The organism is Psychromonas sp. KJ10-10 (genome assembly GCF_047323245.1).
Lineage (GTDB): Bacteria > Pseudomonadota > Gammaproteobacteria > Enterobacterales > Psychromonadaceae > Psychromonas.
In genome coordinates this window covers 3,455,456-3,466,619 of sequence record NZ_CP178826.1, presented here as the reverse complement: position 1 = coordinate 3,466,619, position 11,164 = coordinate 3,455,456, and the positions used below count along the sequence as shown (strand labels likewise).

Below are 11,164 nucleotides of genomic sequence, written 5' to 3'. Positions count from 1 at the left end.
TGTTGGCATGCTCGTAATATTACTTTAAGTCGTGAAACTCTTGCTGTAATTGTTCTTTACGCTTAGTGTGTTCGATAGGTAGGTGAGTATTACTTAATAATTTAAAACTATCTTGGCAGTTACTGATTTGTAGTTTACGCTCATCGCCACTACTTTCTTTAAGCAACTGAATAAACACTTGAATACGATTGAGTAGGGCGCCGGAGTTTAAAGGCTCAAGTTTGAGCGCTTCGTTAAAATGTTTCAGTGCGTTGTGATAGGATTGAGAGGCAAATGCTTGAATACCCAATTTGTTATGGATTTTAAAGTTATCCATGCGCTTATCAAGCAACTCTCCAGTCTTTTGTTTGATAGTCATTTGTGTTGTTATATCAAGAATATCACGTTGCTCTAACTCTGCCATATAAGGCGTAGCGTATTCAAACTCGCCGATATCTAATACTGAAAATAAACTTTCGCAAAGCAGGGTATTGTCTAATTTATTAATAGGGCATTCGTTATTCTCTAACGTATTTAAAATACGACGTTTCGCTTTTAACTTTTCACCTAAAGTAAAAAATACCTGTGCCTGACAAATTTCATCATAACGATTGAAGTCAAAGTTTTTATCTCTTCCCTCTTCAAAGCGACTTTGGTAAAGGGTTGCATTAATTTGTTTTAGAATTATCTTTTTGGCGGTATTCTCATCTTGATCGTTAGCATAATTAAAAAGGCTACGAATATAGTTTGCTAGATGGCAAGGGTCGGGATAAAAGGAATTACGGCTTAGTTGCAAAATGGACTGATAACTACTGATGATAACTTTGTGTTCATTCATTTCATTAGCAAGTAACGCAACCTCCTGGTGTCTGTCGATACTATGATGAGTAATATTGGTCGCATTGGTTAATATATTTAACGCATTTTCCAATTGACCGCTACTTTGATATGAACGCGACAACCACTGATAGGCTTCCATTTGTAATGGGTTATTAAAAATGACTTCTTTTAATATGCGAATCGCGTCAGGATATTTTTGTTGTAAATAATAAATTTTTCCCAAACTAATACTAATACGAACTAAAGGGCGATTTTCGATAAGACTTTTTAATATTTTTTCTGCCGCTTCGAGTTGATCCGTCGATATAAGAATATCAGCCAACAATACTTTACATAAGCCTCGGAACTTACTGCCTTCTTTTATTTTTTGCTTGCATAGCAACATTGCTTTTTCAAATTGCTTACCTTCTAAGGCATCGAAAATATCTGCTAATTCGAGTTTTTTTGACTGGCTTTATTCAGCCGATTAAACAGTTGTACCTGTGAAAAGGGTTTCATTAAATAATCATCGGGTGCTTTTTCGATAGCCGTTAGCACCATACCTTGATTGCTATCGCCAGTTATAATGAAACACAAAGAGCGACTTGGGATAAGTTTATTGTAACGTAGGTAATCTAATAATTGAGAGCCATTCTTTCCAGAACCCAGATTGTAATCAATCAGGTAGATATCAAACTCTTTATTTTGAGCGACTCTAATTGCGCTATCTGCACTGTCAGCAAAGCTTATATTTTGTGCACCCTGATTAGCAAGCATGGTTTTAAGCATGACATGGAAGGGTCTTTGATCATCAACGATTAAAATGCGTTTGTTTTTGTAGCTAAACATTGTAACCCTTTAAGAAAAATCTATGTACAAAGTGTAGATGAAACTAGTTACTAAAGGTAAAGGTTTAGATGATTTTTTTGATTATTTTGTTTTTTGAGAGACTAGCAAGGATATGAATGGTGGAGGGGGTGGATTCGAACCACCGAAGCTTTCGCGAGCAGATTTACAATCTGCTCCCTTTGGCTACTCGGGAACCCCTCCTTCATTTCGCGAGGGATAATATCAGATTAGAGTTATATGTGAAGAGAAAAAACAAAAAAACTTTCAAAAATAAGAAAATAATACTAAATAAAATCAGTTTGTTGCCGATAACTCTTATTGTTGAAGGCAAATGATGAAAATTGAATGAATAATAATCAAATTGAAAATGGTTTATTAATTAATGAGTGGCAATTAGGTACTCAGTTAAATGTCGCTGTGACTAAAGGTACACGCGATAAATTTAACCTATTGCTGTCTTTAATGTCTGACAATGCTTGTGATTTTTCTCAATTTGATTTGCCGAAGGCTACTCAAGGTTCATTAACAGAGGTTGAATTACGCGAGTCACTTGCACTTCGTGAGCCTCAACCACTTGTTAACGCAGGTAACTCATTGCCACAATCTGAACGTATTAGCATAGCTCTGCATAAAAAAGACTTATTGGGGGTTCGATTACAATCATTATTAAATAATGAAGCTGTTTTATCTCGAAGCCGTGAAGTGACTTTTGATGATGACGTGGTTGATAATTTATCTTTCTTATCACAGGCTCGTTTGAAAGGTTTAGAAGAGCATAATAAGAAATTAACATCAGAAGTAACGGGTGTGGATTATGATTTTTTAAAGCAACATCAAGATTTAAATTTATCTGAAAAACCAATTAAAGCGCATTACGTTTAGAAAGGAAAATAAGGAGCAAAAATTTATTTGCTCCTTTAATTATTTTTATTTGAAAACCACAGTACGGTTTTCATAAACAAAAACTTTATCATCAAGTACCTGTTGCAGTGCTCGACTCAATACAGATTTTTCAACATCTCGCCCAGCTTTAGCTAAATCTTCCGCGCTATAAGCATGATCAATATGAGCAATATCCTGTGTAATAATAGGTCCTTCATCAAGGTCATTATTAACAAAGTGTGCTGTCGCTCCAATGATTTTAACACCACGATCAAAGGCTTGCTGATAAGGTTTTGCACCAATAAAAGCTGGTAAAAATGAATGATGGATATTGATTAATTTATTCGCGTAGGTAGCAACAAAATTTGGCGTTAAAATACGCATATATTTGGCTAGTATCACGTAATCAGGCGTATATGGTGCAATAGCTTGTAACACTTTTTCTTCATGTTCTTCGCGTGATAACCCTGTATGGCTAACCGTATGATAAGGAATGTTGAATTTGCTGACGAGCTCTTCTAATGCATCATAGTTACCAATAACGGTCGCAATTTCAACATCAATACCACCATAGGTACTCTTCATTAAAATATCGCCGATACAATGTGCTTCTTTGGTTACTAAGATAACAATACGTTTCTTTTGAGCAGAAACTAACGAGCGTTGTGAACCTGCTGGTAGGCTATAGTCTAAATCAGCAAGTAATGTTTGGTCGTTAAAATAGCCTTCAATTTCTGTGCGCATAAAAAATCGACCGTATTGATGGTCAACAAACTCGTTATTTTTTACTATATTAAGTTGGTGCTTTTGACAAATATTAGTAATTTGTGCAATCAAACCTTTGCTATCAGGGCAATCGGTTAGTAATACTTTCTTTTCCATTTTTCTCTCAATTTTTCTAATTTATTGCGCAACATTTTTTGTATTTTTTGCCACTTGCACAGGGGCAAGGATCATTGCGGGCTATCTTACCTGATTTTTGTGTAGGATAGAAAGTTCCATCACAATAAAGCCATTGATCATGATCTTTCACAAAATTGGAACGTTCGTGATGACAGTCAAGTTGCCCCTCATTATTGATATACCAAGCCTTAAAATCTACAACCCCGGTTGTTGCTTCATCTTTGCTGTCTATTATTTGTAAATTTCGCCAGTCCAAGCTTTTTTCGCTGAGTTGCTCAATAGTTAAGTTTCCACGAAAATCAGGATGGTAAGTATTAAACAGGTACTCACCCAGTTGCAAAATAAAAGCACTATAACGTGACCGCATTAACTGCTCACAAGTATCAGGTTTCTGCTTAGATTGATGATATAGCGCACAGCAAGTTTCATAAGACTTTCCGCTTTTGCAGTAACAGTTAACTGTTTTACTTTGACTCATTTATTTTCTATCCACAAATTGGAGAGATAAAAAAAGCGCTCAAAGAGCGCTTAAATCATTTTGAGTTATATACTCAGCTCTTTATTTTGTTTTGTAGGCATCATTATGTATACCTGCTCGCACGACCTGATGGATCTGCATTGTTTTGGAAACTTTCATCCCACGCTAATGCTTCAACAGTCGAACAAGCAACAGATTTACCATGAGGTACACATTTTGCAGCACTTTCTAATGGGAAATGTTCTGCAAAGATACTACGGTAGAAGTACGCTTCTTTGGTATCAGGTGTATTGATTGGGAATTTAAATTCAGCACTTTCTAACTGTTGATCAGTTACTTGTGTTGCGATATGTTCTTTTAACGTATCAATCCAGCTGTAACCAACACCGTCAGAGAATTGCTCTTTTTGACGCCACAATACTTCATCTAACAATTTACCTTCGAAAGCTTCGCGTAAAATATTCTTCTCAATGCGACCATCTTTGATCATTTTAAGTTCAGGGTTAGTACGCATTGCTACGTCCATAAACTCTTTATCTAAGAATGGTACACGCGCTTCAATTCCCTAAGTCGCCATTGATTTATTAGCACGTAAACAGTCAAACATATGCAGTTTGCTTAGTTTACGGTTTAATTCTTCATGGAATTCCTGTGAATTTGGCGCTTTATGGAAGTATAAATAACCACCAAAGATTTCATCTGCACCTTCACCAGAAAGTACCATTTTAATACCCATCGCTTTAATTTTACGAGCCATTAAATACATTGGCGTTGATGCACGAATGGTTGTTACATCATAGGTTTCAAGGTGATAAATTACTTCTTTAAGTGCATCGATACCATTTTGAACAGTAAAGATAATTGGGTGATGTACCGTACCTAATTGATCTGCTACTTTTTGAGCGTGACTAAATCTGGAGAACCTTCAAGTCCTACAGAGAATGAGTGAAGTTGTGGCCACCAAGCGCCTGATTTATCATCGTCTTCAACACGTTGCTTAGCAAATTTTTGTGTGATTGCAGAAATAACAGATGAATCAAGACCACCTGATAATAATACACCATAAGGTACATCACACATTAATTGACGTTTAACAGATGCTTCTAATGCTTCACCAATTTCAGCTGGGCTACCGCCGTTATCTTTAACTGCGTCATATTGCATCCAATCACGGCTGTAATATTTAGTAATTTCACCCACTTCACTATCAAGATAATGCCCTGGTGGAAATTCTTCTACTTTTACACAAACAGGTACAAGTGCTTTCATTTCTGAGGCAACATAGAAGTTACCATGTTCATCCCAACCCATGTAAAGTGGAATAATACCCATGTGGTCACGACCAACTAAATATTTGTCTTTATTTGCATCGTATAGAGCAAAGGCAAAAATACCGTTTAAGTCATCTAAAAATTGATTGCCTTTTTCTTCGTATAGGCCAAGAATAATTTCACAGTCAGATTTTGTTTTGAATTGGTAACCACAAGTTAATGTTTTTTCTAAGTCTTTGTGATTGTAAATTTCACCGTTTACCGCAAGAATATGGCTTTCATCTTGGTTGTATAGAGGTTGTGCACCCGTATTAACATCAACAATAGAAAGACGCTCGTGAACAAGAATCGCTTTATCACTTGCGTATACACCTGACCAATCTGGTCCACGGTGACGTAATAACTTTGACATCTCAATTGCTTGCTGGCGCAAGACAACAGGATCGCTTTTAATGTCGAATACACCAAAAATAGAACACATAATTTTACCTTTATATTTTCATTACCTTACATCCAGTAAATACACAAATGTTAAGTATGACGTTGTTTAAATAATGAGAGTCTGATTTTTACAGAATACGACTAAAAAGTCACACTAAATTGCTTATATCCTGTGGTTATTTAAAAAAACTTTGATTATTCTAAAGACTTTACTGTTAGATTTAAAAAAGAGTTAGATGAAGTGACCCACACAATATATGTAAATCACTTTTTTTAACCAGTAAGATTGAATACTTATTTAGTGGAATTGCTATTAAAGCTCTTGGTCGCCACGGCTACCTGCTATTTGTGGTTGTAATTCTTGCCAAACATGGCGAGCAAACCCTGCACCTGCTTCTTCATACATATTAAATACTGGGTTAACACCAAGTTCATTGAGCTCTATTTCATCACTTTGATAATGTGCAAGTCTCTGCAACATTAAAACTACATCTATCTATTTTATTGAGTTGCTCTGCCGCATAACGGTTACCATTATGGTCGGGCATAGCGAGTAAGATAAGTTTTACATTGTCGGTGAGCTGTAGTTTATTCCAAAAGTCAGAATCTAATGCATCGCCAGTGATAACACGTCGGCCTTGTTCTCTATGTTTTAGCGTAGTTTGATGATTATAATCAATACCCATTACATATTCGCCATAACTGACTTTCAGTGCATCGTAGGCTCCTGCACCGATACGACCCATCCCCATCACCAGAATTTGTGCATCACCAACACGAACAGGCCGGTCATCTCTGTGCAAGTGTTTAGATTGAAAACGTTTTAATGCAGGGGTGAAGTAGGTGTAAATATGATCTGCGTATTTGTTAAACAGTGAGGCAATAATAAAGCTTAAGGAAACGGCAATAGCGGTGATAATCAGCCAATCCTGTGTTAACCAGCCTTTGTGTGTGGCAAGCGAAGCGACAATTAAACCAAACTCACTGTAATTTGCTAATGAAAAGGCGGCAAATAAAGAAGTACGTGAACGTAATTGAAACTTAGTGAGGGTTAAAAAGTACAGAGCAATTTTACCGAGCAATAAAACTGACAGAATAACAGCGACAATGACATGACTCATTTCCGGTAATCCGCCTAAACCAATACTTAAAAAGAAACAGATTAAAAATAGCTCTTTCATATTAAATAGGGACTTAGCCATATTTTTAGCACTTGGATGGGCCGCCAATAACATACCAGCGATTAAAGCACCCAAATCAGCCTTCATGCCAACGAAATCAAATAATCCAGCACCAACCACAAGTGCCATAAAGAAACCATATAGAACTAATAATTCGCCATGGCCAGCACGATCTAATAGTTTGAAAAGAAGAGGGCGGATCAATGGTAACGCAAATAAACCAAGTGCCCAAATAGAAGGAATTTTGCCAACGGATACGGTTAAAAAGAGTACCGCGAAAATATCCTGCATAATCAAAATACCGATAGCAATGCGACCGTATAATGAATTAGTTTCACTTTTTCTTCTAAAATTTTAACCGCAAAAACAGTACTCGAAAAACTAAGCGCAAAAGCGATCAGAAATAACGAGCCTATCTCTAGCTCGCTGAAAAATTGTAATCCAAATTGTTTAAATACAAATAATAGACCCGTGTAGAAGAGAATACTGGCAAAGATATGGATTGACGCTCCACCCCATACTTCGGTTTTAAATAAAGTACGAATATCAAGCTTTAAACCAATTGAAAAAAGTAGAATGGTAACACCAAGATTAGCAAGCGAGGTTAATCCCTGAGTAACTTCAAAACCGAGGTAATTGAGTGCAAATCCGGCAATTAAAAAACCAACCATAGGAGGTAAACCTGTGAGGTTGATGAGCATACCGAAGGTAAAGGCTGTACCGATAAAAAAGAGTAAGGTCGAGTCCATTTTTTCAACTTTTATAAAAATTAATTGTTAATTTAAAGTAACGTAATTATACCCGTTATCATTGATGGTGCAAAGCGAAGTCATCGAAGTGAGATAGGGTTTTAAATACAAGTGGCTGGTTTTAAGTGACTATTTTAAGGTTTTCATTGAAAGCGCCAGTAAGGCATATGACGCTTTTAGTTTATATTCAAAATAGTCCTGCTTCCGTTTCTTGGTTTCCATCCTTTTGTTCATCATCAGGGTGAAAAGACTTATCAATTGACTCGCTTTTTTGAGTTTCCATCATCAATTTTTTCTGGCGATGAATAGACAACAAAGGTTGTCGTATCTGGCCAATCACGATGAACCGTTAAGTTGATACCATCCTGTAAAGTCCATTCAAAACTGGCAGGTCCTTTAGCAACATCACCCGTTTGTTTCTGAGCATCACCGTATTTCTCAACCATTTTATTTTTAACTTGGTTAATTAAATCAGGGTTACTGCGTCCTACAAATGTATATTGTGCACTGACAAAATAATCTTCACGGGTATAGGTGACTTCTAATTGGCTAGTACCTGTTATAACCGCCGCAGTAAAATAGGTGTCTGACCAATTTTGAAGGTTTTCATCAATCACCTTAATATTATGATCTTTAATTTTGTCGCGTAAAATTTCTCGTGTCGTACAAGCGATATTAATATTAAATAATTTAGTTGTTGCAGTGTCAAAACATTGCAAACGCTCATTCAAAGAGTGGTAGCGCTTTACCGCCCAGGGTCGCCTTGATATTTTATAAAGTTCAAGTGCTTTAACGGGATCTTTTTGTATGCCTTGTCCTCTCTCATAAAGCGCACCTAAACGCGCAAAAGCAAAAGGAAAGTTAAGTTCAACGGCTTGTTGAAAATGTTGAAATGCTTTTTTATCATTTACCTTAACGGTTTGTGACGAGAGTTCGCTAATAGAGCCTTTTTCATATATATCGCCAAGCTGGTAGTGTGCCTGGGCGTGATTTTGAGTGGTCGCCTGATTATACCAGCCGATAGCGGTGCGTATGTTTGTGGCAACACCTTTACCTTCTTTATAAAGGTTACCAAGTTTAAATTGTGCGCCACTATTACCCTTTTGTGCGGATGACTTATACCATTTTATAGCCTGTTGATAATCAATCTCTAAACCTTTTCCTAACTCATAAAATTCTGCAACTTTATAGGCTGAAGGGGTGTAATGATTATTTGCAGATTGAAGGTAAAGGATTTTGCTTTTTGTAGGTCCTGTGTGACGCCTCGGCCATGCTCATACATGTGAGCAAGGTGATAATATCCTAGGGCATTATTTTGAGAGGTCGCTTTTTCATACCATTTGATTGCCTCTTTAAAGTTCTGTTTGGTGCCTCTGCCTAATTGATATATTTTGCCAAGGTTAATTTGAGAAGTAATATGCCCTTGCGTTGCGACTTTTGTAAACCAATTTAAGCTGTCCTCGTAACTTTGTTCGACACCTTGGCCATTTTGATAAAATACACCTAATCGAAATTGTGCGACTGCATCACCTTGGTTAGTCGCTTTAGTAAACCATTTCACCGCTTGTGCAAAATCTAAGGGAACACCAGTCCCTTTTTGATACATACTGCCTAATACAAATTGAGTCGCAATATCGCCTTGCTCCGTCGCTTTTGTATACCAATAGGCGGCTTGCTGATAACTTTGTTGCACACCTTGGCCACTTTCAAACATCCAACCTAAGGTATATTGAGTCGCTGCGGTCACCATTTTCAGCTAAAGGTTTCCACATCGAGACTGCTCGTTTGTAATCTCCTGCTTGGGCGGCTTCGTAGCCTAGGTTAAATTCAGCGCGTGATAAGGCTCCAGTGCTGTAAGAAAGCAACGGCATTAGCAAACATAATGTTGTAAAAGGAAAGCGATTTAGTTTTAACATCCAGTATTATTGGTATCCAAAATTAACCCATGGGTTCAAGTATATGTACAAGCCAAAATAAAGTACAAATATAATGACAATTATTAGTAAAACTAAACTGAATTGTAGGTTAATACCTAAGTAATTGAAAGCGATAGAAGATCTATATCTGGGAGTAATTAGAATGTCAGTGATGTTGTTAACAAAAGTAACAAAAAGTTAATGAAGTTAACGAAAGGTTATTAATAGGTTTTTATTTTTATATCCCGCGTTGATTTACTACAGCAGGTTAAAATATCCTGATCTCTAACATAGGCCATTGGATAATTAATATACTCCACTTCGCCAGAAAGCAATTGGCAACGGCATGCGCCACAGTGACCATCGCGACAATGGAACTCAATGTTAATTGCTTGAGACTCTAAGTTCTCAAGCAATGTTTTTTCAGTATCTAATGTATATTCAACATCATTAACTGTTAGTTTACGGGACATTTTATAGTTCGAATGTACTTAAATCGTCACTGTCTACTTTACTGTTAATCTGACCAACAAGATAAGAGCTGATTTCAGCTTCCTGTGGCGCTACCTGAACATTGTCACTGACTAACCAATGATTAATCCAAGGAATTGGATTTGTTTTAACTTCGAAAGGTGCTTCGTAACCAATCGCTGTCATACGTTGATTACTAATGTATTCAACGTATTGACACAGTATTTGTTCATTAAGGCCAATCATAGAGCCATCTTTAAACAGATATTTTGCCCATTCCTTTTCTTGTTCCGTCGCTTGTAAAAATATTTCACGACCTTCAGCGAAACATTCTAATGCAATTTCAGCCATTTCTGGATCATCTTTGCCATCAGCCCAAAGATTAAGAATTTGCTGTGTTGAATTCAAATGCAATGCTTCATCACGAGCAATTAGTTTGATAATTTTTGCATTACCTTCTAACAGGTCGCGCTCTGCAAAGGCAAATGAACAGGCAAATGACACATAAAAACGAATTGCTTCTAATGCATTAGTAGAACAAATACATAGGTAAAGTCTTTTCTTTATATTACGTAATGTTAAAACTTCTTTATCGCCGTCAATATTGATATATGGGATACTATCCTGTTGCTCTAAACCGTGTAATTGCATGTATTGAATCGCATGAATTAAAGTATCGTAATAACCAGAAATATCAATAGCACGTTTTTGAATCTCGTCGTTATTAACGATGTCTTCAAAAACATCACTTGGGTCAGTGAATAAATTACGTAAAATATGTGTATAGCTACGACTGTGGATGGTTTCTGAGAATGACCATGTTTCTATCCATGTTTCCAATTCAGGTAATGACACAATCGGCAACAGTGCCATATTAGGGCTACGACCTTGAATAGAATCCAGCAGTGTTTGATATTTCAAGTTAGAAATAAAAATATGTCGCTCGTGATCTGGCAGATTCATAAAATCAATACGATCGCGACTTACATCAATTTCCTCTGGACGCCAAAAGAAGCTTAATTGTTTTTCGATGAGTTTTTCAAATATTTCAAATTTTTGTTGATCGTAACGTGCTACGTTCACCGGGTTACCAAAAAACATAGGCTCTTTCATTGCGTCATTAGCAATCGTAGAAAAAGTTGTATAAGCCATTGAATGCTCCAATTATATATTTAATTATCTTTTGTTGGTTTCAAGCTAATAGCTGAAGGCTGATAGCCGACAG

The 11,164-nt window shown here is 36.6% G+C and carries 11 protein-coding genes, 1 tRNA gene and 3 pseudogenes; 1 reads left to right on the top strand and 14 read right to left on the bottom strand.

Going from position 1 to position 11,164, the window contains the following annotated elements; all coding sequences use genetic code 11:
- Positions 1-19: 19 nt before the first annotated feature.
- The 3 genes from ACLKMH_RS19980 to ACLKMH_RS19970 form a co-directional block, all read right to left on the bottom strand.
- Positions 20-1,204, bottom strand: coding sequence for a tetratricopeptide repeat protein (locus tag ACLKMH_RS19980; RefSeq protein ID WP_413699667.1), 1,185 nt, complete (start codon positions 1,202-1,204; stop codon positions 20-22).
- 44 nt (positions 1,205-1,248) lie between these two features.
- Positions 1,249-1,647, bottom strand: coding sequence for a response regulator (locus ACLKMH_RS19975; protein WP_413699666.1), 399 nt, complete (start codon positions 1,645-1,647; stop codon positions 1,249-1,251).
- 117 nt (positions 1,648-1,764) lie between these two features.
- Positions 1,765-1,848, bottom strand: a tRNA-Tyr gene (locus tag ACLKMH_RS19970).
- A 144-nt stretch (positions 1,849-1,992) separates the two neighbouring features.
- Between ACLKMH_RS19970 and ACLKMH_RS19965 the strand changes: the two genes are divergently transcribed.
- Positions 1,993-2,529, top strand: a complete 537-nt coding sequence (locus ACLKMH_RS19965) for a VC2046/SO_2500 family protein (protein WP_413699665.1) — start codon at positions 1,993-1,995, stop codon at positions 2,527-2,529.
- Positions 2,530-2,574: 45 nt separating this feature from the next.
- Here ACLKMH_RS19965 and purU read toward each other — a convergent pair whose 3' ends face one another.
- The 11 genes and pseudogenes from purU to nrdB form a co-directional block, all read right to left on the bottom strand.
- Positions 2,575-3,411: a formyltetrahydrofolate deformylase gene (gene purU, locus ACLKMH_RS19960; protein ID WP_413699664.1), complete on the bottom strand. Its 837-nt coding sequence runs from the start codon at positions 3,409-3,411 to the stop codon at positions 2,575-2,577.
- A gap of 16 nt (positions 3,412-3,427) precedes the next feature.
- Positions 3,428-3,910 (bottom strand): YchJ family protein, encoded by a 483-nt coding sequence (locus ACLKMH_RS19955; RefSeq protein ID WP_413699663.1) that lies wholly within the window; start codon positions 3,908-3,910, stop codon positions 3,428-3,430.
- A gap of 81 nt (positions 3,911-3,991) precedes the next feature.
- Positions 3,992-5,662 (bottom strand): annotated as a pseudogene (gene asnB / locus ACLKMH_RS19950) (asparagine synthase B).
- A 273-nt stretch (positions 5,663-5,935) separates the two neighbouring features.
- Complete coding sequence (locus tag ACLKMH_RS19945; protein ID WP_413699662.1) at positions 5,936-6,103, bottom strand: hypothetical protein; 168 nt, start codon at positions 6,101-6,103, stop codon at positions 5,936-5,938.
- Positions 6,072-6,368, bottom strand: coding sequence for an NAD-binding protein (locus tag ACLKMH_RS19940; RefSeq protein WP_413702414.1), 297 nt, complete (start codon positions 6,366-6,368; stop codon positions 6,072-6,074). The genes ACLKMH_RS19945 and ACLKMH_RS19940 overlap by 32 nt, the downstream gene beginning before the upstream one ends.
- Positions 6,369-6,557: 189 nt before the next feature.
- Positions 6,558-7,474: pseudogene (locus tag ACLKMH_RS19935) on the bottom strand (cation:proton antiporter); the annotation flags it as partial.
- 332 nt (positions 7,475-7,806) lie between these two features.
- Entirely contained in the window at positions 7,807-8,283 is a 477-nt protein-coding gene (locus ACLKMH_RS19930) for a hypothetical protein (protein ID WP_413699661.1), read from the bottom strand.
- A gap of 72 nt (positions 8,284-8,355) precedes the next feature.
- Positions 8,356-8,700 (bottom strand): annotated as a pseudogene (locus ACLKMH_RS19925) (tetratricopeptide repeat protein); the annotation flags it as partial.
- A gap of 14 nt (positions 8,701-8,714) precedes the next feature.
- Positions 8,715-9,302: a tetratricopeptide repeat protein gene (locus tag ACLKMH_RS19920; RefSeq protein ID WP_413699660.1), complete on the bottom strand. Its 588-nt coding sequence runs from the start codon at positions 9,300-9,302 to the stop codon at positions 8,715-8,717.
- A 387-nt stretch (positions 9,303-9,689) separates the two neighbouring features.
- A complete protein-coding gene (gene yfaE, locus ACLKMH_RS19915) occupies positions 9,690-9,941 on the bottom strand; it encodes a class I ribonucleotide reductase maintenance protein YfaE (protein WP_413699659.1) in 252 nt (83 codons plus the stop codon).
- A gap of 1 nt (position 9,942) precedes the next feature.
- On the bottom strand, positions 9,943-11,091 hold the full coding sequence (nrdB, locus tag ACLKMH_RS19910; protein ID WP_413699658.1) for a class Ia ribonucleoside-diphosphate reductase subunit beta: 1,149 nt from the start codon (positions 11,089-11,091) through the stop codon (positions 9,943-9,945).
- Positions 11,092-11,164: the final 73 nt, after the last annotated feature.